The sequence below is a fragment of the Pseudomonas sp. NY15354 genome (genome assembly GCF_048068075.1).
Taxonomy (GTDB): Bacteria; Pseudomonadota; Gammaproteobacteria; order Pseudomonadales; family Pseudomonadaceae; genus Aquipseudomonas; species Aquipseudomonas guariconensis_C.
Window position 1 is genome coordinate 1 of record NZ_JBLUPV010000042.1, and the last position, 19,742, is coordinate 19,742.

The 19,742-nt window shown below is 61.9% G+C and carries 16 protein-coding genes and 1 tRNA gene; 9 read left to right on the forward strand and 8 right to left on the reverse strand.

The features are described from left to right. Positions 1-151 precede the first annotated feature (151 nt). A complete protein-coding gene (rimO, locus tag ACNFCH_RS24300; RefSeq protein ID WP_043208732.1) occupies positions 152-1,483 on the reverse strand; it encodes a 30S ribosomal protein S12 methylthiotransferase RimO in 1,332 nt (443 codons plus the stop codon). 235 nt (positions 1,484-1,718) lie between these two features. Between rimO and ACNFCH_RS24305 the strand changes: the two genes are divergently transcribed. Further along, complete coding sequence (locus tag ACNFCH_RS24305) at positions 1,719-3,617, forward strand: potassium transporter Kup (protein ID WP_337158080.1); 1,899 nt, start codon at positions 1,719-1,721, stop codon at positions 3,615-3,617. Between the two features lie 94 nt (positions 3,618-3,711). Here the strand turns inward: ACNFCH_RS24305 and ACNFCH_RS24310 are convergent, their stop codons facing one another. From ACNFCH_RS24310 to ACNFCH_RS24320, 3 genes are all read right to left on the reverse strand, one after another. Continuing rightward, positions 3,712-5,004 (reverse strand): virulence factor family protein, encoded by a 1,293-nt coding sequence (locus ACNFCH_RS24310; protein ID WP_337158078.1) that lies wholly within the window; start codon positions 5,002-5,004, stop codon positions 3,712-3,714. Then, on the reverse strand, positions 5,004-7,646 hold the full coding sequence (gene mprF, locus ACNFCH_RS24315; RefSeq protein ID WP_416744216.1) for a bifunctional lysylphosphatidylglycerol flippase/synthetase MprF: 2,643 nt from the start codon (positions 7,644-7,646) through the stop codon (positions 5,004-5,006). The genes ACNFCH_RS24310 and mprF overlap by 1 nt, the downstream gene beginning before the upstream one ends. A gap of 240 nt (positions 7,647-7,886) precedes the next feature. Next, positions 7,887-7,963 (reverse strand) — tRNA-Met (locus tag ACNFCH_RS24320). Between the two features lie 215 nt (positions 7,964-8,178). Here ACNFCH_RS24320 and dinB point away from each other — a divergent pair. Then, a complete protein-coding gene (gene dinB / locus ACNFCH_RS24325; RefSeq protein ID WP_416744218.1) occupies positions 8,179-9,243 on the forward strand; it encodes a DNA polymerase IV in 1,065 nt (354 codons plus the stop codon). A gap of 36 nt (positions 9,244-9,279) precedes the next feature. Here the strand turns inward: dinB and ACNFCH_RS24330 are convergent, their stop codons facing one another. From ACNFCH_RS24330 to ACNFCH_RS24340, 3 genes are all read right to left on the reverse strand, one after another. Continuing rightward, on the reverse strand, positions 9,280-10,233 hold the full coding sequence (locus tag ACNFCH_RS24330) for a hypothetical protein (protein WP_099594200.1): 954 nt from the start codon (positions 10,231-10,233) through the stop codon (positions 9,280-9,282). A gap of 18 nt (positions 10,234-10,251) precedes the next feature. Continuing rightward, on the reverse strand, positions 10,252-11,967 hold the full coding sequence (locus ACNFCH_RS24335; RefSeq protein WP_070094212.1) for a proline--tRNA ligase: 1,716 nt from the start codon (positions 11,965-11,967) through the stop codon (positions 10,252-10,254). 160 nt (positions 11,968-12,127) lie between these two features. Continuing rightward, positions 12,128-13,429, reverse strand: a complete 1,302-nt coding sequence (locus ACNFCH_RS24340; RefSeq protein ID WP_337158070.1) for an OprD family porin — start codon at positions 13,427-13,429, stop codon at positions 12,128-12,130. A 707-nt stretch (positions 13,430-14,136) separates the two neighbouring features. On the opposite strand from ACNFCH_RS24340, the gene ACNFCH_RS24345 reads away from it, so the two are divergent. Together ACNFCH_RS24345 and ACNFCH_RS24350 are read left to right on the forward strand one after the other, a co-directional pair. Then, positions 14,137-14,556 (forward strand): HIT domain-containing protein, encoded by a 420-nt coding sequence (locus ACNFCH_RS24345; protein WP_337158068.1) that lies wholly within the window; start codon positions 14,137-14,139, stop codon positions 14,554-14,556. A gap of 4 nt (positions 14,557-14,560) precedes the next feature. After that, positions 14,561-14,767 carry a SlyX family protein gene (locus tag ACNFCH_RS24350; protein WP_043209527.1) on the forward strand — a complete coding sequence of 69 codons (207 nt, stop codon included), beginning with the start codon at positions 14,561-14,563 and terminating at the stop codon, positions 14,765-14,767. Between the two features lie 51 nt (positions 14,768-14,818). On the opposite strand, the gene ACNFCH_RS24355 is transcribed toward ACNFCH_RS24350, so the two are convergent. After that, positions 14,819-15,412, reverse strand: a complete 594-nt coding sequence (locus tag ACNFCH_RS24355) for a cold-shock protein (protein WP_070094207.1) — start codon at positions 15,410-15,412, stop codon at positions 14,819-14,821. Between the two features lie 266 nt (positions 15,413-15,678). Between ACNFCH_RS24355 and ACNFCH_RS24360 the strand changes: the two genes are divergently transcribed. From ACNFCH_RS24360 to ACNFCH_RS24380, 5 genes are all read left to right on the forward strand, one after another. Continuing rightward, positions 15,679-16,152, forward strand: a complete 474-nt coding sequence (locus tag ACNFCH_RS24360; RefSeq protein WP_196162716.1) for a Dps family protein — start codon at positions 15,679-15,681, stop codon at positions 16,150-16,152. Positions 16,153-16,323: 171 nt separating this feature from the next. Further along, entirely contained in the window at positions 16,324-16,641 is a 318-nt protein-coding gene (locus ACNFCH_RS24365) for a ribbon-helix-helix domain-containing protein (RefSeq protein ID WP_416744230.1), read from the forward strand. Between the two features lie 103 nt (positions 16,642-16,744). Further along, positions 16,745-16,966: an FmdB family zinc ribbon protein gene (locus ACNFCH_RS24370; RefSeq protein WP_043209521.1), complete on the forward strand. Its 222-nt coding sequence runs from the start codon at positions 16,745-16,747 to the stop codon at positions 16,964-16,966. Positions 16,967-17,060: 94 nt separating this feature from the next. Next, complete coding sequence (aspS, locus tag ACNFCH_RS24375) at positions 17,061-18,836, forward strand: aspartate--tRNA ligase (RefSeq protein ID WP_337158063.1); 1,776 nt, start codon at positions 17,061-17,063, stop codon at positions 18,834-18,836. Between the two features lie 109 nt (positions 18,837-18,945). Next, a complete protein-coding gene (locus tag ACNFCH_RS24380) occupies positions 18,946-19,692 on the forward strand; it encodes a YebC/PmpR family DNA-binding transcriptional regulator (RefSeq protein ID WP_070094204.1) in 747 nt (248 codons plus the stop codon). The last annotated feature ends 50 nt before the right edge of the window (positions 19,693-19,742 follow it).

The window sequence follows — 19,742 nt, forward strand, 5'->3', positions numbered from 1 at the left end:
GCACAAGAACGCCGGTTTGTAGATGTGTTTGCTCGCACGAACATCATCCATCAAACCGGCGTTCTTGTTTCTGTCTTTCCCGGGATTCCGTGAAGAACCAAAAAAAAGCCCCGCCAGTGGCGGGGCTTGATCGGGGCTTAACCTGAGGGGCTCAGATCGGTTCTGCCCACATGTCGTACTCGTCGGCATCGACGATGCGGCAGCGCACTTTGTCGCCAGGCTTGAAGCCGTGGTCACCATCGATGAACACGCTGCCGTCGATTTCCGGGGCATCGAAGAAGCTGCGGCCCACCGAACCCTGCTCCTCGACTTCGTCGATCAGCACGTCGATTTCCTTGCCGATGCGCAGTTGCAGGCGCGCGGCGCTGATGGCCTGCTGGTGCGCCATGAAGCGGTCCCAGCGCTCCTGCTTGATCTCGTCGGGTACTTCCTCCAGGCCCAGGTCGTTGGCCGGGGCGCCTTCGACCGGCGAGTACTGGAAGCAACCCACGCGATCGAGCTGGGCCTCGGTCAGCCAGTCCAGCAGGTACTGGAAGTCCTCTTCGGTTTCGCCGGGGAAGCCGACGATGAAGGTCGAGCGGATCACCAGCTCGGGGCACTGCTCGCGCCAGCTCTTGATGCGGGCCAGGGTACGGTCCTCGAAGGCCGGGCGCTTCATGGCCTTGAGCACTTTGGGGCTGGCGTGCTGGAAAGGGATGTCCAGGTACGGCAGGATCTTGCCCGCGGCCATCAGTGGGATCACGTCGTCGACGTTCGGGTATGGGTAGACATAGTGCAGCCGCACCCAGGCGCCGAGACTGCTCAGGGCCTCGCACAGCTCGAGCATGCGGGTCTTGACCGGGCGACCGTTCCAGAAATCGGTCTTGTACTTGACGTCCACACCGTAGGCGCTGGTGTCCTGGGAGATCACCAAGATCTCCTTGACGCCGGCCTTGACCAGGCGCTCGGCCTCGCTCAGCACTTCGCCGACCGGGCGGCTGACCAGCTTGCCGCGCATCGACGGGATGATGCAGAAGCTGCAGCTGTGGTTACAGCCTTCGGAAATCTTCAGGTAGGCGTAGTGACGCGGGGTCAGCTTGACGCCCTGGGGCGGGACCAGATCGATCAGCGGGTTGTGGTCCTGGCGCGGCGGCACCACTTCGTGCACGGCATTGACCACCTGCTCGTACTGCTGCGGGCCACTGACCGACAGCACGCTCGGGTGCACGTCGCGGATGTTGCCTTCCTCGACACCCATGCAGCCGGTGACGATGACCTTGCCGTTCTCCTTGATCGCCTCGCCAATCACTTCCAGGGACTCGGCCTTGGCGCTGTCGATGAAGCCGCAGGTGTTGACCACCACCACGTCGGCGTCCTCATAGGTAGGCACGACTTCATAGCCCTCCATGCGCAGCTGGGTCAGGATGCGCTCGGAGTCAACGAGAGCCTTGGGGCAACCCAGGCTTACGAAACCGACCTTAGGGGTGGCGGGAGTGGTGGACATGGCTAACCTCGGTATTGAAGACAGATCGCCCAGCCGTTGACGGGGGCGATGCTGATGGGCGCTTTTGGCGCCTCTGATCAAAAAGTGCGCAATTCTAGCGAGCGCAAGGTCGCTTTACCAGCAGAAATACGACGAACGCTACGCTATGCTTCGCGCCGTTGCGCGGGGGCATCCAGGATGGCTCGGCGTGGGTGCAATTCAAATGGGTCTAACAGGCCTTCTGCGGGAGTGGTCGATGGTTCAGGCAAGCAGTCACGCCGAAGGTGGGCAGGGGGCGACACGCTCGCTGGGCCTGCTCGTCGCAGCGGTTGGGGTGGTGTATGGCGATATCGGTACCAGTCCGCTGTATACCCTCAAAGAGGTCTTCACCGGCGGGTATGGCGTACAGGTCAACCATGATGGCGTGCTGGGCATCCTGTCGCTGATCCTCTGGTCGCTGTTGTGGGTGGTGTCGTTCAAGTATGTGATGTTCATCCTACGGGCCGACAACCAGGGCGAAGGCGGCACCATGGCGCTGACCGCGCTGGCGCGCCGGGCCACGGCCAACTATCCGAAGCTCAGGGCGCTGATGGTCGGTTGCGGTCTGGTCGGAGCTTCGCTGTTCTACGGCGACAGCATGATCACCCCGGCAGTCTCGGTGCTCTCGGCGGTGGAAGGCATGGGCCTTGCTTTTGACGGAATCGATCATTGGGTCGTGCCGGTCTCGCTGGTGATCCTGGTGGTGTTGTTTTTGGTGCAGAAGCATGGCACCGAGAAGATCGGCAAGCTGTTCGGGCCGATCATGGTCACGTGGTTCGTGGTGCTGGGGGCGCTCGGGGTGCACGGCATTTCGCAGAGCCCGGAAGTGCTCAAGGCGTTCAATCCGGGCTGGGCGCTGAACTTCTTCATCGTTCACCCCGGCATGGGTGTGGCGATCCTCGGCGCTGTGGTGCTGGCGCTGACCGGTGCCGAGGCGCTGTACGCCGACATGGGGCACTTTGGCCGCAAACCGATCGCCCGGGCCTGGTTCGCATTGGTGCTGCCGGCCCTGGTGCTCAATTATTTCGGGCAGGGCGCGATACTGCTGCAAAACCCCGAGGCTGCGCGCAACCCGTTCTACCTGCTGGCGCCGAGCTGGGCGCTGTTGCCGCTGGTGGGACTGGCCACGCTGGCCACGGTGATCGCTTCCCAGGCGGTGATTTCCGGTGCCTTTTCCCTGACTCGCCAGGCCATCCAGCTCGGTTACATCCCGCGTATGCAGATCCAGCACACCTCCAGCGACGAACAGGGGCAGATCTACATCAGTGCGGTGAACTGGACCCTGATGGTCGGCGTCGTGCTGCTGGTGATCGGCTTCGAGTCGTCCGGTGCGCTGGCCGCAGCCTACGGCGTAGCGGTGACCGGGACCATGCTGATGACCACCATCCTGGTGTCGGCGGTGATGCTGCTGCTGTGGAAATGGCCGCCGGTGCTGGCGGTGCCGATTCTGCTGGGCTTTTTGTTTGTCGACGGACTGTTCTTCGCTGCCAACGTGCCGAAGATCGTGCAGGGCGGCGCGTTCCCGGTGCTGGCGGGGATCGTGCTGTTCGTCCTGATGAGTACCTGGAAGCGCGGCAAGCAGATTCTGGTCGACCGTATCGACGAGGGGGCCCTGCCGCTGCCGGTGTTCATCAGCAGCATACGCGTACAGCCACCGCATCGGGTCGAGGGTACGGCCGTATTCCTCACCGCGCGGGCGGACGCTGTACCCCATGCGCTGTTGCACAATATGTTGCATAACCAGGTGCTGCACAGCCAGGTGGTGCTGTTGACAGTGGTCAGCGAGGACCGGCCGCGGGTGCCGGAGCACGAGCGGTTCGAAGTGGAGGCCTATGGCGATGGGTTCTTCCGCGTGCTGCTGCACTTTGGCTTCATGGATGAACCGGACGTACCGGCGGCACTGAAGTTGTGCCATCTGGACGAACTCGATTTCAGTCCAATGCGCACCACCTATTTCCTCAGTCGCGAGACGGTGATCGCCTCGCGCCTGGAGGGCATGGCGCGGTGGCGCGGCAACCTCTTCGCGTTCCTGCTCAAGAACGCCAACGGCACCCTGCGGTTCTTCAACCTACCGCTCAATCGCGTGATTGAGCTGGGAACACAGGTCGAGATCTGAGCGTGCGATGGGCTGCCCTGTTCGCGGGGCAAGCCCGCTACAGGATGGGTTGTCGTCCTCTATCGCGCAGTGCAGGGCCGCATAGGCCCTGCCGTCAATTTTGCTCGGCCACGTTGGATTTGCCCTGACGTGTCTCGATCTCGCTGATCAGGCGCTTGGCCAGGGCCGGATAGTTCTCGTCGAAGTGATGCCCGCCAGGCAGTTTCAGGCGCTCACCGACTGCGGTCTTGTCGGTACATCCGCTTTCGTCCGTCTCTTCAACGCCATAGACGCATACGACCTTGGGTGCCGGCAGTTGGGCCATTTCCGGGCCGGTCGGGGCTTCCTGGCCCTCCTTGCCCAGCCAGCCCTCGACCTCGATCTCGAAGCTGCCGCTGCGGGCAAACGCCAGCAGGATTACGGCATCGATCCGTTGTTTGTCTTCATCCGGCAGGCGGTTGTAGATCGCCGGCAGCACATCGGCGCCGAAGGAGTAGCCAGTGAGCACGAAACGCTTGGTGCCCCATTTCTGGCGATAGTGCTGCATCAGCTCGGAAAGATCGGCGGCGCTCTGCTCCGGCGTCTTGTGTTGCCAGTAGTAGCGCAAGGTATCGATCCCGACGACCGGGTAGCCGAGCTTGGCCATTTCGCCTGCAACGTCGCGGTCCAGGTCACGCCAGCCGCCGTCCCCGGAGAGGAACAGGGTGACGGTGTCGGTGGTTTGCCCGGCAGGGACCTCCACCACCGGAATGCTCAGGGCATTGCCGTCCTTGCCGACCAGGGCCTGGGTCAATTGAGCCTTGAGGACCTGGGGCAGGTGAATGTCGTAGTCGGCGATGCTGGTCTCGGCGTTCGCCTGGTCGCGTACGAACGCGGCGCTGGCATCGTCGGGGTTGTCGTTCCAGGCCACGTTCCAATGGCCATGGGCAGCGGATTTGGGCAGGGGCTGGCACCCGGGTTGTTCGAGGGTGAAGTCCACGGAGATGGCGCGGGCCTTGTCATCAGTCTGGGTGGCCAGCCAGCGCCAGGCCTGGGCAGCGCCTGGGCCGATACCGGCCACCAGGTTAGGCGGCGAGGCCAGCTCGCCCATGGCCTGGTCCAGTGCGTGCTGCTGCTTGGCACAGTCATTGGGCGGCAGGATCACCTGGACCAGTTGGGCCTCGCCAGCCTGGCTCAGGTCCAGCAGTTGCTTGTCGCTCAGTGCCTGATCCTGGGGTACGGCAATGGCCACGTGGGTCTTGGCGTGTACACCCGGTACGGCGCGCACCAGGCTGCTGCCATCGGCCAGGGTCAGGTGTTCCAGGTGGGCCTCGGGCGCAGGGCGGGTCCACAGCCAGAAGGCCGCGGCACCGGCCAGCAAGGCCAGGAGCAGGGTGCCAGTCAGGTAAAGCCAATAGCGTCGGATCATCAACGTTTCACCAATCCAGTCAGGCCGCCTGCGATCAGGGCGGCGGTATCGGCCAGTGCCACCAACGGGTCGAGCCCGGCCGGCACAGCCATGTAGCGGGGTTCCCAATCCGGTTGGAACTTGTCCTTGAAGCGGCGTAGCCCCTGGAAGTTGTACAACTGCTCGCCGCGCTGGAACACCATCGAACCCAGCCTCTGGGTCAGAGGAGCACCGCGCCGTGGCTGCAGGCCGGAAAGCGGCACCATCCCGAGGCTGAAGCGGGCGTAATCGTGGTTTTTGTAGTGCAAGATCAAGCCGATCATCATGAACTCCATGGTCAGCTTGGGCGCTTGTGGGTGGGCACGCATCAGGTCCAGGCTCGCCAGCTCGTTGCCCTGGGTTTCCAGCAGATTGGCAAATGCCACCGGGCGGCCCTGGAAGCGGATCAGCGCAATACGGAAGTGCTGCAGGTACTCAGGGCTGAAGCGACCGAGGGAGAAGCCTTTTTCACGTACGTTCTTGCCACCGAGCCAGGCATCGGAGATCTCCTTGAGCGCCTCCAGTGGCGCATGGCCGGGCTCGTGGATCTCCAGGGCCAGCCCATCACGGCCACCGCGGTTCCAGGTGTAGCGCAGGTCTTTCATCTCCTTGCCCTTGGCGTCCAGGTCGAAACGACGCAGGTCGACCCGTGCTTCTTCGCCAAGTTTGAGTGCGGTCAGGCCGATATCCATGTAGAACGGCAGGTTTTCCGCGCGGACCTGATAGAACACCGGGCGCGCGTGGTGCAGATCGCACAGGTCGCGGAACTGCCAGATCATCTCGGCGCGCTCCTGGGCGGGGCCGATCGGGTCGTACAGGGCGACCAGGCTGCGCCCGCGACGGGCATACATCAGAAAAGCTTTGTGGTTGGGATGGAACAGCAAGGCTTTATCGCCTGTGAGCGCCAGGCCGCCGTCGGGCTGGTCGGAGGCCATCAGGATGCCTTTGGCCCGGTGCAGTTCCTCATCGTTGGGCAGGTGGATCACAGGCCGCGCGGTGCGCAGCAGCCAGGTCAGCGCGACGATCACCAAGAGCACCGCACTGCCCATGGCGGCGCGCAGGCCGCGTGGCGCGTCGGCATCGAGGGTGAACTGCCACCACAGCTCGTGGCTGTACGGTACGTCCTGATAGGCGAACAACAGCAGCCAGACCGAGGCACCGACCACGCAGACACTCGCCACCAGGTACACCGGCGAGAAGGGCAACTCCAGCAACCGGCTGGGGCGATAGAACGAGCGGCGGAACAGGGTCAGCAGCGCCACTGTGAAGATCAGCACACTGGCCTCTTCCCAATCGAAGCCCTTGAGCAGTGACAGCAGGGCGCCAACCAGCAGCAGGACGGTGGTCAGCAGCCACGCGGCCGACAATCGTCGACGCAGGCCTTGAGCCAGCAGCAGGCACAGTACACCGATCAGGCTGGCGCCGAAGTGCGAAGCATCGATCAGGCGGTGAGGCACCAGAAAGCCCATGTGCTCGAGGCGCGTGTCGATCTCGGGCGTGGCGCCGGAGAACAGCAGCACGACACCCGATAGAAACACCAGGATGGCCAGTACGGGCGCGGCGAGCCCGGCTGCCGCATTGATCGCCTGTCGGGCGAAGAGCAAGCGACGGGCTTCGCTCGCCAGCAACAGCACACAGGCCACCAGCAAGGGCAGAACCACGTAGATCAGACGATACAACAGCAGGGCTGCGGCCAGTGGCGCGGCGCCCAGCTGATTGGCGAAGGCTACCAAGAGAATGGCTTCGAATACCCCCACGCCACCTGGCACATGGCTGAGCACGCCAGCGGCCAGGGCCAGCAGGTAGACCAGAACGAAGGCGCCGAAAGGCGGGGCCTGGGGCAGAAGTAAATAAAGCACGGTCGCAGCAGCGGCGACGTCCAGGGCGGTGATCAGCAACTGCAGGGCTGCCAGGCGGGCGCCCGGTAGTCGCAGGGTACGCCGTCCAAATTGCACCAACAGGTTGTCGGCCAGGGGTTGCTCGTCGAGGCGGCGTCGATACAGGCCGATCACCAGCACTGCTGTCAATGCCAGCACCGCCACTGCAATGCTGGCCAGCAAAGGTGCGGGCAGGCGCAAGGCGGTCGCGGCTCCCGATAGGTTGCTCAATGTTGCCAGGGCCGCCAGAGGGGGGAGGGCGCAACCCAGGGACAGGCTGGCGAATACCGTCATGCGCGCGATTTCAGCAGCGCCTAGCCCGTGGCGCGCGTACAGGCGGTAGCGCACCGAGCCACCGGAGAGGATCGACAGCCCGACCGCGTTACCAATGGCAAAGGCACTGAATCCGCCCAATGCCAGCGTGCGGGCCGGTAGCTTTACCGCAGCGTAACGGCTCGCGGACCATTCATAGCCCAGCAAGGTCATAAAGCCCACGACAGTGGCCAGCAGGGCGCCTGCCAAAGACTGGGTCGGCACGCTGAGCATCGCGTCGTGCAGGGCATAGATGTCCAACTCGCTCAGCAGGTGCCGGCAGGCGATCAAGGCCATGCTGAACAGCAACAGCGTCAAGGCCAGCCCCAAGGGTTGGCGATACCGGCTCAGTCGCTCCAGCCAAGGCAGGCGCCGGGCGGCAGTGGGAAGCGCAGTGGCGAGTGACACCTGGGGTTCGGAGTCGTGTGAAGTCATGGATAACCTCGGGCCGGGAGCGCGAGGTTGGGCAGAGGTGCGGCCAAGTGAAAGTCCCTTCGGAAAACGTATCCAGATATTACTCCTGCCCGGTCCGCTTTCAGCGGTTTGGCAGGGTTAAAGATAGTTCATCCGGCGAGGCCCGCCTGACGGCTGAAGCGGGGGAGGAGGGGGTGTTCAGGGGCCTGAAAGCAACAAACCCCGCGCTGCGTTAGCAGGCGGGGTTTGTTCTGACGAATATGGTTGCGGGAGCCGGATTTGAACCGACGACCTTCGGGTTATGAGCCCGACGAGCTACCAGGCTGCTCCATCCCGCGCCTGTGAGATCGAATTCTACGGAAATCCTCTGGCATGTCAAGCGCTATTTTTGAAAAACCCTTTTTTGTTCAATCTCTTAGCGTTTCAATAAAGCTTGCAGCTCAGCAAGGGCGGGGCTTGCATCGGATTGGACGGCTTTCCGACTGTCCGGCTCTGGAAGACACGCCGACTCGTCGGTAGTATCTGTATGAATTTACAGTGCTGACGGTCATCCATGTCCTTACGCAAGATCATCCACATCGACTGCGATTGTTTCTACGCCGCGATCGAAATGCGTGACGACCCGCGTTTGGCGGGTCGCCCGATGGCTGTGGGCGGGTCGCCGGAGCAGCGCGGGGTGATCGCGACCTGTAATTATGAGGCGCGTGCCTATGGCGTGCGTTCGGCCATGTCGTCGCGTCATGCGCTCAAGCTCTGCCCTGACTTGTTGATCGTCAAGCCCCGCTTTGAGGCTTATCGCGAGGCCTCGCGGGAGATACACGCGATTTTCCGTGACTACACCGGGCTGATCGAACCGCTATCACTGGACGAAGCCTACCTTGATGTCAGCGACAGCCAATGGTTCGCTGGCAGCGCCACGCGTATTGCCGAAGATATTCGCAAGCGAGTCGCCCGAACGCTGCATATCACCGTCTCGGCTGGCGTGGCGCCTAACAAGTTCCTGGCCAAGATTGCCAGCGACTGGCGCAAACCCAATGGTTTGTTCGTGATCACCCCCGATCAGGTGGAGGCGTTCGTCGAAGCGTTGCCGGTCGCTAGGCTGCACGGCGTGGGCAAGGTCACTGCGGACAAGTTGGCGCGCCTGGGTATTGAAACGTGTCTGGAGCTGCGTGAATGGTCGCGTTTGGCGCTGGTGAGAGAGTTCGGCAGCTTCGGTGAGCGCTTATGGGGTCTTGCACGGGGTATAGATGAACGGATCGTACAGAATGACAGCCGGCGTCAGTCAGTGAGCGTGGAAAACACCTACGATACTGACCTGCCGGATCTGGAGAGCTGCCAGCAGAAGCTGCCTGAGCTGCTCGAGAGCCTGAACGTACGTATTGCCCGCATGGATAGCAGTTACCGGCCAGACAAACCGTTCGTGAAAGTGAAGTTCCATGATTTCAGCCAGACGACCCTGGAGCAGGCGGGGGCTGGTCGTGATCTGGAAAGCTATCGCCAATTACTCAGCCAGGCGTTTGCCAGGGGCGGCAAGCCAGTGCGGTTGTTGGGGGTGGGGGTGCGATTGCGTGATTTGCGTGGGGCGCATGAGCAGTTGGAGCTCTTCCCGCCGCAGTGAGCGAGGGGGAGGGGCCGCAAGGCAGCCCCGCCAGGTTTACTGCACGCCGGGATCGGCCACCAGTCGCCCGGTGTCCTTGGTCAGTGCTTGCAGGAAGTCTCGTTGCAGCTCCGGATCGTTGCGGGTCAGCTCGATCAGGCTCTGCTCCAGCTCGCTGGCTTCCTCTTCCAGGCCCAGCTCTGACAGGCGTTTGACGCGATGCACCCATTGGCCAACGTCGTCGCCCTCGAGGTCATCGAAGATCAGCTCGTGGGCTTCGAGCAGTTTGCCGCGCAGGTTGCTGCTGACCAGCAGGCTGGCATCACCACGCACGCCATTGTCCTCGTCGGCCACATGCAGGTGCAGGGTGCCGATGTGGTTGAGGTTCTGCTCGGAGAACGGGCTGTCGAGCAGGTTCAGGCGTAGCACACCGTTATGGTCGGTGGTCAGCTCGTGGGTCAGCTTGCCGGCCTTGACCTCGACCAAGCGCTCGCTCCAAGGCAGGCTGGTGTACTCCTCGCGCTTGTCCTTTTGTACTTCGCTGATCCCGGCCAGGTTCTGCTGCGCGCGACCATTGGACGGCGCGTTCATGAACGGGTTGATCCCGGCCAGGCCGTAGCTGAGCCAATCATGGGTAACGCTTTCCGGCAGAGTGCCCAGGGCGAACACGTTGACCACGTTGGCGCCGACACCAGCCACTACGGCTACCGCGCCCAGGGGGATCTCATAGATCTCCCGCCAGGGCTGGTAGGGCGTGTAGCGGTCGTAACGGCGAGTGACTTCGAACTCGGTGACTTCGAAGCGCTTCTGTTCGTGGATGCGCACACGCCGCTGGGGAAGCTCCATCACCTTGGGCTCGCCCACGTCGATTTGCAGGGTATGTTCGAGCAGCTTGCGCTCGGCGCGCTCCTCATGCTCGCTGCGCTGGGACATCTGGTTGGCGCAGCCGCTGACGAGCAAGGCGCCGCACAGTGCGGCGCCCCCCAGGGTAAAGGTACTTCTGGACATGATCACTCGTGCATTGGGCTATCAGCGACGGATGCGGGCTTGCAGGAAGGTCAGCACTTCGTTGACCGCCAGAGGCTGGGCCTCTTGCTCGGTGCGGTGCTTGTATTCCAGGTTGCCCTCGGCCAGGCCGCGGTCGCTGACCACGATGCGGTGAGGGATGCCGATCAGCTCCATGTCGGCGAACTTGATGCCGGGGCTGGTCTTCTTGTCGCGATCGTCCAGCAGGACTTCGAAACCGGCGGCGGTCAGCTCGGCGTACAGCTTGTCGGTCGCCTCGCGAACGGCGTCGGTTTCGTAGCGCAGTGGCACCAGGGCGATCTGGAAAGGTGCCAGGGCGTCGTTCCAGATGATCCCTTTGTCGTCATAGCTCTGCTCGATGGCGGCGGCGACCACGCGGGACACGCCGATGCCGTAGCAGCCCATGGACAGGGTCACCGGCTTGCCGCTCTCGCCCAGTACCTGGCACTTGAGCGCCTCGCTGTACTTGGTGCCGAGCTGGAAGATGTGACCGACTTCGATGCCGCGCTTGATGACCAGAGTACCCTGGCCGTCCGGGCTCGGGTCGCCTTCGACCACGTTGCGCAGGTCGGCGACCTGAGGGACCGGCAGGTCACGTTCCCAGTTGACGCCGAAGTAGTGCTTGTCGTCGATGTTGGCGCCGATACCGAAGTCGCTCATCAGGGCGACCGAGCGGTCGATGATGCATTCGAGTGGCAGGTTCAGCGGGCCCAGGGAGCCTGCGCCGGCACCGATAGCGGCGCGCAGGTCGGCGTCGGTGGCCATGACCAGCGGGTCGGCGACCTGTTCGAGCTTGGCGGCCTTGATTTCGTTCAGCTCATGGTCGCCACGGACCACCAGGGCGACCAGCTTGCCTTCCTCGGCGCCGCGCACGATCAGAGTCTTGACGGTCTTTTCGATCGGCAGGCCGTAGTTTTCGACCAATTGAGCGATGGTCTTGGCATCCGGGGTGTCGACCAGGCGCAGCTCCTCGGTCGGTGCTGGGCGAACGGTTTCGCGCGGGATGGCTTCGGCCTTCTCGATGTTGGCGGCGTAGTCGGAGCTGTCGCTGAAGATCACATCGTCTTCGCCGGATTCGGCCAGAACGTGGAATTCATGGGAATAGCTACCACCGATGGAACCGGTGTCTGCCTGCACCGGACGGAAGTCCAGGCCCAGGCGGGTGAAGATGTTGGTGTACGCCTGGTGCATGCGGTCGTAGGTTTCCTGCAGGGAAGCCTGGTCGGCATGGAAGGAATAGGCGTCCTTCATGATGAACTCGCGACCACGCATCAGACCGAAGCGCGGACGGATCTCATCACGGAACTTGGTCTGGATCTGGTACATGTTCAGCGGCAGCTGTTTATAGCTGGACAGCTCGTTGCGTGCCAGGTCGGTGATGACCTCTTCGTGGGTCGGGCCAACGCAGAAGTCGCGGTCATGGCGGTCCTTCAGGCGCAGCAGTTCAGGGCCGTACTGTTCCCAGCGGCCGGACTCCTGCCACAGCTCGGCGGGCTGGATGCTGGGCATCAGCACTTCCAGGGCACCGGCGGCGTTCATTTCCTCGCGGACCACGGCTTCGACCTTGCGCATCACCCGCAGGCCCATCGGCAGCCAGGTGTACAGGCCGGAGGCCAGCTTGCGGATCATGCCGGCGCGCAGCATGAGCTGGTGGCTGATGACCACTGCATCGGCTGGGGTTTCTTTCTGGGTGGCGAGCAAATATTGACTGGTACGCATGGTGGGCCGTGTCGATTGCCTAAGACGTTGAAATGACCCCGCATTGTACGGGGGCGGAGCGAAGGCGTACAGGATGCCCCAGGGCGGGGCGCTTGTCAGCCAAGAAAAAGCCCGGCGTGATCGCCGGGCTTTTCGGTGCGGGGCAAATGCAAGCCGGGGCTTACAGGATGCTCAGCGGGTACTCGACGATCAGGCGCAGTTCGTCGATCGACGGGGAACCGTAGTAGACGCCATCGGCGGAACGGTAGGTGGCCTGGCGTACGCGGAAGCTCAGGTCCTTGGCAGGGCCTTCTTGCAGCACGTACTTGATATCGATGTCGCGTTCCCATTCTTTGCCGTTGCTGGTGCCGGCGACGTTGGCGTCGGTGCCGCGCACGTAACGGGTCATGAAGGTCAGGCCTGGAATGCCGTACTCGGCGAAGTTCAGGTCGTAGCGAGCTTGCCAGGATTTCTCGTCTTCAGCGTTGAAGTCGGAGCGGGCCACGGAGTTGGCCAGGAAGATGGAGCCACCGCCGTCGACGCCATAGGCGTAGTCGCCATCACCGGACACTTTCTGGTAAGCCAGGGTGAAGGTGTGGGCGCCGATGTTGTAAGCGCCAGACAGGCTGAACGCACGGTTGTCGAGCTTATCACCATCGAAGGCGCGGGCGCGGTCGCCATCGCTCTTGGTGTCATAGATGTTGAAGTCGAAGACCAGGCCTTGCTTGTCAGAGATCGGCAATGCCCAGTTGACGTTGGCGTAATATTTGCGCCAGTAGTCTTCGACTTTCGAGTAATACAGGCTGGTGCTCACATTGTCGGTGAGGGCGTAAGTGCCGCCGAGGACGTTGGCTTCGGTCAGCCCCGGGTTCTTGAGTCCGGTGTCGCTATCGCGACCGCCGATGCTGTCCTTGTAAGTCTGTGCCTGGGCATTGAGGCGGGTGAAGTGGCCGGCGTTCAGCTCGAGACCTTCGATTTCCTTGCTGGTCAGCAGGAAGCCCTCGGCAACTTCTGGCAACAGGCGGCTGTCGTCAGTCGCGAATACTGGCATGGCAGTGAACTGGCCGCCGTATTTCAGAACGGTGTCGGAGATGCGTACTTTGACTGCGCCATGAGCCTCGGAGTAGTCGTCGTCTGCGCGGCCATCATCGCCGACGGGAAGGACACCGGTGCCAGCTCGGCCACGACCACTGTCAAGCTTGAGGCCCAGCATGCCGATGGCGTCGACGCCGAAACCGACGGTGCCTTGAGTAAAGCCGGATTCAAAGGTGCCGAGGAAGCCCAGGCCGGTTTCTTCAACGCGACTCTGTTCGCCATTGGGCACGTTGCGGAAGTCACGGCTGAAATACAGCATACGGGTCTTGACGTTCAGCTGGCTGTCTTCGATGAAACCCTTGGATTCGTCCTGCGAAGAGGCTACTGCCAACTGCGAGGTCCCTGCCGCAACGGCCAGGGCGATCATGCTCCACTTCATCACGCGCATCGTGATTTGCTCCTTTGGTTTTTAGGAAGTACCGCTTCGCCCTGGTTTTTTAGTTATAGGGCGAGCTCTTTCTTGTTATGTCGGCGAAAATGTATATCACGCTGACTATTCTTGGCGACACTGAAAAAACAACCTTTAGGGAACTTTTTCAACATGTCGCGTTTGGCTATTTCCATGTCGCAATTACGCCCAGTTTCGGGGCGTATAACGCCAGCGCTGTAACAATTCTGTAAACACACCTGGCTGGTGGAACAACCTGGGTATCCCTGCCGCTTTTTTATTTGTCCCATGCACGGGTGGTGCCTTGAGACTTGGTCGGATGGGAATGCAACAAGCGTGCTCAAAATCACGATTTGTTCATGAATTTTTCACAGTCGCTCAGGCAAGCGCGTAGAAAGTCCGAAAATACGGGATGAAAACTGTCTGATGGTGTGCCAGGGGGAACGTTTGCGTTCGCCAAAAAAGCTACCTTAAAAGTCAAGGTGTTACCGGGAAGTGTTAATCCGGGTACAAAGCTGTGGGGTGTGTCGTGTGCCACGGCCCCTTTTTGGTGCGAAAAGTAGCGGTGTGTTACCGGCAGGTGCGTGGAGCGAGAAAAACACGGCGGGTAGGCAGCGGCATTTCATGCTGGCAGGGGGTAAGCAAGGTATCCTTGACGCATTTCGTCCCTTGCGGTTGGGCGGTTCGTCTTTTTGAGGAGGTATGCCGTGTTCGTTCTGGATTCGCGTTTGCAGCAGGATTCCCTGGTGCTGGGAGATTTTCCGTTGTGCCGCTTGCTGCTGAGCAAGGATGCCAACTATCCCTGGTTCATCCTGGTGCCGCGACGCGCCGATATCAGCGAACTGTTCCAGTTGAGCGAGGCCGACCAGCAGCAGCTCTGGAAGGAAACCACGTACCTGGCCGAGACACTCAAGGGTAGTTTCGCCGCCGACAAGCTCAACGTCGCGACCTTGGGCAACGTGGTCAGCCAGTTGCACATGCATGTGATCGTGCGCCGACGCGACGACGCAGCCTGGCCTGCGCCAGTGTGGGGGCGGGTGCCTGCCATCGAGTACACGGCCGAACAGGTCGAGGCGATCCGTCAGCGTTTGCGGGCGGTGTTGAGCGATGACTTCCGGGAGGTTTGAGGTTATGTCACTGGAGTCGCGAGTCATCGAACTGGAAAGCCGTCAGGCGTTTCAGGACGACACCATTCAGGCGCTGAACGACGTGTTGGTCGAGCAGGGGCGGGTGATCGAACGCCTGCAGTTGCAGATGGCCGAGTTGATCAAGCGTTACGAGGAAGTAGTGGGGCAGTACGGGGGTGAGGGGGAGCAGGCGCCGCCGCCTCATTATTAAGGCAGGTGACCCTGGTGCAGCGAGATCCGTTGCACCAGGGGCCTCCTTGGGTCAGCGGCGAGAAACCGCGACCACGTCTTCGGCCTGCAGGCCTTTGTCACGGTGCATCACCGAGAACTCAACACGCTGGCCTTCTACCAGCACGCGGTGGCCCTCGCCGCGTATCGCGCGAAAGTGCACGAAGATATCGTCGCCGGAGTCACGGGAAATAAAGCCGAAGCCCTTGGAAGTGTTGAACCACTTCACCGTGCCGGTATCTCGTTTGCCCGCATCTTGAGGGATGCCTTGGCTGGTGCGCGGTTTCGTGATGCTGCGGGCGAAGCCTGTGCCAAGGTGCAAGGCGACGGCCAGCGTTGCGCAGAGCAGGGCCGGCAGGTCGCCCAGCTCAGGGCGCGCCAGCACGGCGATGGTCTGCAGGATCACGGCCAGCACCAGCAAGGCGCACGCCAGCGATTGCAGTTGTTGGCGGGCGCCTTTGTAGTAGAGCGGCAGCGCAGGTGCCAGCAGCAGGTTGAGCAGGCCGAGCAAAGCCAGGTAGACGGCTTCAGGTTGCTCCAGGAACGGGGTTGCATCGGTTTTCAGGCTGGGTATGAGCGACAGCAGCAAAGCTGCCACGCCCGTCACCAGATGGACGATCTTGAACATTTGAGTTGGCTCACATTGATAAGGCCGATCACAGGAAGAGCTGGACGTGCGGTGCGCAGAAACAAGGCGCGATCACGCAACTGGCCAGCCTATGCACCCGGCAATGACAGTCCGCACGGGTGGCACGGTGCCTATTTAACAGCAAAGGCAGGGGGTTCTCAAACCGCGGGGCGACGGCTTGTCCTGTGTCACGGGCAGGTGCGGGCGGCTCTGATACAGTTTCTGATGCCCGCTTGATGACCAAGCCTTATGGAAAGGGGAACTTCATGGCAATCGATATCGGTATCAGTGAAGAAGATCGCAAGTCCATCGTCGATGGGCTTTCCCGTCTGTTGTCGGATACCTATGTGCTGTATCTGAAAACCCATAACTTTCACTGGAACGTCACCGGTCCGTCGTTCCGCACCCTGCACTTGATGTTCGAAGAGCAATACAACGAACTGGCCCTGGCGGTCGATTCGATCGCCGAGCGCATCCGTGCGCTGGGTTTCCCTGCGCCGGGGTCCTATGCCTTCTATGCACGTCATTCGTCGATCAAGGAAGAAGAGGGCGTGCCGCCTGCCGAAGAAATGATCCGCCAACTGGTCCAAGGGCAGGAGGCGGTGGTGCGCACGGCGCGCAGCATCTTCCCGGTCGTCGACAAAGTCAGCGACGAGCCGACCGCCGACCTGCTGACCCAGCGCATGCAGGTCCATGAAAAAACCGCCTGGATGCTGCGAGTATTGCTCGAAGAAAAGTGATCGTTTGTTTGTAGGTTGTGTCGGCCCGACCCCGTCCAGGTGTCGGGCCTTTTGTTTGCGCACGGAAAGCTTTGCCACTGCTTTGAAGGCCTCGACAGCGCTTTATTGATCTGCCCGGTAGCGCATGGGCGCTCGGGATTTTCCAGGCAATGGAGTGGTGTGGTGGAAGTGATGCAACAAGGCAGGCGAGGGGCTTGCCAGGGGAAATGGCCGGGCAAACAGTGCATTGACCCGTTCCGGACAGATTTCGACATGATGCAGGTCCAGCCGGTCTCCCGGTCGGTCCGGCTCAATGGCTTTGCCACCTGCCTGCGGCTGGAGGTGGTCTACTGGCGCATTCTCGAGCGTATCGCCCAGGCCAACCAGTGCACGGTAAGTGCCGTGCTGTCCTATGTGGACCGGGAGGTCCACTTGCGTCATGGCGGGGTTCGCAACTTCAGTGGGCTGGTTCGGGTGATCTGCGTTACCTGGTTGCTCGATCCGCCCTGAATACGCTGATCGCCGGGCGGGCTGCGCAGCTCTTCTTAACCATATATAATCCCGCTTTTTACTGCCCCGGCAGTCAGCGTTGTGGTTGACGAGAGACACCCCCATGCCCCTTTATGACTATCAATGTGCATCCTGCGATCACCGGATGGAGGTGTTGCAGAAGATCAGCGCCGCGCCACTGACCGACTGCCCGGCGTGCCAGGCTCCTGCTCTGAAGAAGCTGTTGTCCGTGCCGGGTTTCCGCCTGAGCGGCAACGGCTGGTACGAGACCGATTTCAAGACCGGGGCGAAGAAGAATCTGGCAGGCGGCGACAAGGCCGACTGAGTTGAATAGCAGTGACCGGGTCTTGCAGTATTAGCCCCTTGGGTGACCAAGACCTCCACCGAATACACGAATCACGAGAAGCGAAACCACCATCATGATGCGCAGCCATTATTGCGGCCAACTGAACGAGAGCCTGGACGGCCAGGAAGTCACCCTTTGCGGCTGGGTCCATCGTCGCCGCGACCACGGCGGGGTGATCTTCCTCGACATCCGTGACCGCGAAGGCATGGCCCAGGTCGTCTTCGACCCGGATCGCGCCGAGACTTTCGCCGCTGCCGACCGTGTGCGCAGCGAGTACGTCGTGCAAATCACCGGCAAGGTGCGCCTGCGCCCGGCTGGCGCGGTCAACCCGAACATGGCGTCCGGCGGTATCGAGGTGCTGGGCTATGAGCTCCAGGTGCTCAACGAGGCGGAAACCCCGCCCTTCCCGCTGAACGAATTCTCCGATGTGGGCGAGGAAACCCGCCTGCGTTACCGCTTCATCGACCTGCGTCGCCCGGAAATGGCCGACAAGCTGCGCCTGCGTTCGCGCATCACCAGCAGCATCCGCCGCTACCTGGACGAGAACGGTTTCCTCGACGTCGAGACGCCGATCCTGACCCGCGCCACGCCGGAAGGCGCGCGCGACTACCTGGTCCCGAGCCGCACCCACGCTGGCAGCTTCTTCGCCCTGCCGCAGTCGCCCCAGCTGTTCAAGCAGCTGCTGATGGTCGCCGGCTTCGATCGCTACTACCAGATCGCCAAGTGCTTCCGTGACGAGGACCTGCGTGCCGACCGTCAGCCGGAATTCACCCAGATCGACATCGAGACCAGCTTCCTCGACGAAGCCGAGATCATGGGCCTGACCGAGGGCATGATCCGCAAGCTGTTCAAAGAAGTCCTGGACCTGGAGTTCGGCGAATTCCCGCACATGACCTACGAAGAGGCCATGCGTCGCTACGGCTCCGACAAACCAGACCTGCGTATTCCGCTGGAACTGGTCGATGTTGCCGACCAACTCAAGGACGTGGACTTCAAGGTCTTCGCAGGCCCGGCCAACGATCCGAAGTGCCGCGTTACCGCGCTGCGTCTGCCTGGCGGTGCCAGCATGCCGCGCAGCCGCATCGACGAGTACACCAAGTTCGTCGGCATCTATGGCGCCAAGGGCCTGGCCTACATCAAGGTCAACGAGCGCGCCAAGGGCGTCGAGGGCCTGCAGTCGCCGATCGTCAAGAACATCCCTGAGGCCAACCTGAACGTGATCCTCGATCGCGTCGGCGCCGTCGACGGTGACATCGTGTTCTTCGGCGCCGACAAGGCCAAGGTCGTCAGCGAAGCCCTGGGCGCGCTGCGTATCCGTCTGGGTCACGACTTCGAGCTGCTGACTTGCGAGTGGGCACCGATGTGGGTTGTCGACTTCCCGATGTTCGAAGAAAACGACGATGGCAGCTTCAGCGCGCTGCACCACCCGTTCACCGCGCCCAAGTGCTCGCCTGAAGAGCTCGAGGCCAACCCGGGCGTCGCACTGTCGCGCGCCTACGACATGGTCCTCAACGGCACCGAGCTCGGTGGCGGCTCGATTCGTATCCATCGCAAGGAAATGCAGCAGGCGGTCTTCCGTCTGCTGGGCATCGGTGCCGAAGAGCAGCAGGAGAAGTTCGGCTTCCTGCTCGACGCCCTGAAGTTCGGTGCACCGCCTCACGGTGGTCTGGCCTTCGGTCTGGATCGTCTGGTCATGCTGATGACCGGCGCCCAGTCGATCCGTGAAGTGATCGCGTTCCCGAAAACCCAGAGCGCCGCGTGCGTCATGACCCAGGCCCCAGGCCTGGTGGATGCCAAGGCCCTGCGCGAGCTGCACATCCGTCTGCGTGAGCAGACCAAGGTCGAGTAATCGACCAGGGCGCGTCCCTGACGGGAGCGCCCACGCGCTTCGGCGCAGTTTTCTCGCGTTCCGCCCTTCGGGGCGGAACCTGTTTCTGTTTCAAGGATTCGGAGTCGTTATGGCTGGTCATTCCAAGTGGGCAAACATCAAGCACCGCAAAGAGCGCCAGGATGCCAAGAGAGGCAAGGTCTTCACCAAGTGGATCCGCGAACTGACCGTCGCTGCCAAGCAGGGGGGGCCTGACCCGGCTTCCAACCCGCGTTTGCGCCTGGCCCTGGACAAGGCCCTGGGCGCCAACATGAGCCGCGACATCATCGATCGCGCCGTGGCACGCGGTGCGGGCACCAACGAAAGCGACAACGTCGAGGAACTCAGCTACGAAGGTTACGGCCCCGGTGGCGTGGCGATCATGGTCGAGGCCATGACCGACAACCGCAACCGCACCGCAGCTGCTGTACGCCATGCGTTCACCAAGTGCGGCGGCAACCTCGGTACCGACGGCTCCGTTGCCTATCTTTTCGAGCGCAAAGGGCAGATCAGCTTTGCTCCGGGTCTGGACGAAGAAGCCCTGATGGAAGCGGCCATGGAGGCCGATGCCGACGATGTGGTCGCCAACGATGATGGCTCCTTCGATGTCTTCACCTCGTTCAACAGCTTCTATGCCGTGCGTAACGCCCTGGAAGAAGCCGGCTTCAAGGCTGCCGACGCTGAGATCGTGATGCAGCCGACCACCAGTGCCGAGCTGGATCAGGAGGGGGCGGAGAAAGTCCTCAAGCTGATCGACATGCTCGAAGACCTGGACGATGTGCAGAACGTCTACTCCAACGCCGAGATTTCCGACGAGATCATGGAGAAGCTCGGCTAAGGTGTTCTGGCGATCCATGCCAGTTCTTCAAGTTTGTCAGCGCCTGTACC

What these genes read in the sequence shown, in the direction of transcription:
- ACNFCH_RS24310 (WP_337158078.1), bottom strand. Translation starts at nt 5,004, where the DNA reads ATGATCCGACGCTATTGGCTTTACCTGACTGGCACCCTGCTCCTGGCC.
- ACNFCH_RS24365 (WP_416744230.1), top strand. Translation starts at nt 16,324, where the DNA reads ATGCAACAAGGCAGGCGAGGGGCTTGCCAGGGGAAATGGCCGGGCAAA.
- ACNFCH_RS24370 (WP_043209521.1), top strand. Translation starts at nt 16,745, where the DNA reads ATGCCCCTTTATGACTATCAATGTGCATCCTGCGATCACCGGATGGAG.
- mprF (WP_416744216.1), bottom strand. Translation starts at nt 7,646, where the DNA reads ATGACTTCACACGACTCCGAACCCCAGGTGTCACTCGCCACTGCGCTT.
- ACNFCH_RS24360 (WP_196162716.1), top strand. Translation starts at nt 15,679, where the DNA reads ATGGCAATCGATATCGGTATCAGTGAAGAAGATCGCAAGTCCATCGTC.
- rimO (WP_043208732.1), bottom strand. Translation starts at nt 1,483, where the DNA reads ATGTCCACCACTCCCGCCACCCCTAAGGTCGGTTTCGTAAGCCTGGGT.
- ACNFCH_RS24355 (WP_070094207.1), bottom strand. Translation starts at nt 15,412, where the DNA reads ATGTTCAAGATCGTCCATCTGGTGACGGGCGTGGCAGCTTTGCTGCTG.
- dinB (WP_416744218.1), top strand. Translation starts at nt 8,179, where the DNA reads ATGTCCTTACGCAAGATCATCCACATCGACTGCGATTGTTTCTACGCC.
- ACNFCH_RS24340 (WP_337158070.1), bottom strand. Translation starts at nt 13,429, where the DNA reads ATGCGCGTGATGAAGTGGAGCATGATCGCCCTGGCCGTTGCGGCAGGG.
- ACNFCH_RS24350 (WP_043209527.1), top strand. Translation starts at nt 14,561, where the DNA reads ATGTCACTGGAGTCGCGAGTCATCGAACTGGAAAGCCGTCAGGCGTTT.
- ACNFCH_RS24335 (WP_070094212.1), bottom strand. Translation starts at nt 11,967, where the DNA reads ATGCGTACCAGTCAATATTTGCTCGCCACCCAGAAAGAAACCCCAGCC.
- aspS (WP_337158063.1), top strand. Translation starts at nt 17,061, where the DNA reads ATGATGCGCAGCCATTATTGCGGCCAACTGAACGAGAGCCTGGACGGC.
- ACNFCH_RS24305 (WP_337158080.1), top strand. Translation starts at nt 1,719, where the DNA reads ATGGTTCAGGCAAGCAGTCACGCCGAAGGTGGGCAGGGGGCGACACGC.
- ACNFCH_RS24380 (WP_070094204.1), top strand. Translation starts at nt 18,946, where the DNA reads ATGGCTGGTCATTCCAAGTGGGCAAACATCAAGCACCGCAAAGAGCGC.